Source organism: Halomonas sp. SIMBA_159 (assembly GCF_046536035.1).
Taxonomy (GTDB): Bacteria; Pseudomonadota; Gammaproteobacteria; order Pseudomonadales; family Halomonadaceae; genus Vreelandella; species Vreelandella venusta_A.
In genome coordinates this window covers 1-264 of the sequence record NZ_JAWJBT010000788.1, presented here as the reverse complement: position 1 = coordinate 264, position 264 = coordinate 1, and the positions used below count along the sequence as shown (strand labels likewise).

1 protein-coding gene is annotated in these 264 nt (G+C 65.9%); it reads left to right on the top strand.

Annotated features, from left to right (window positions below; genetic code table 11):
- Positions 1-78 precede the first annotated feature (78 nt).
- Positions 79-264, top strand: a 186-nt coding sequence (locus tag R0J87_RS21370; RefSeq protein ID WP_498888807.1) for a type II 3-dehydroquinate dehydratase, incomplete at its 3' end; no start/stop codon positions are given.

The window sequence follows — 264 nt, the reverse complement described above, 5'->3', positions numbered from 1 at the left end:
CGGCCATTGTCGCACCGACCGCGCGTGCTATAACGCGATCCGGCAAATCGACCTCGACAGCCCGAACGGGCGCAGGCAATGGCGTCGGACACGACGGTTCTCATCCTCAACGGCCCCAATCTCAACATGCTCGGCGTGCGCGAGCCGGAGATCTACGGCCGCCAGACACTGGGCGACATCGAGACCGCATGCGTCGACCATGCCGCGACGCTCGGCGTGAGCGTCGATTTCCGGCAGTCCAACAGCGAGGGCGAGCTCGTCACC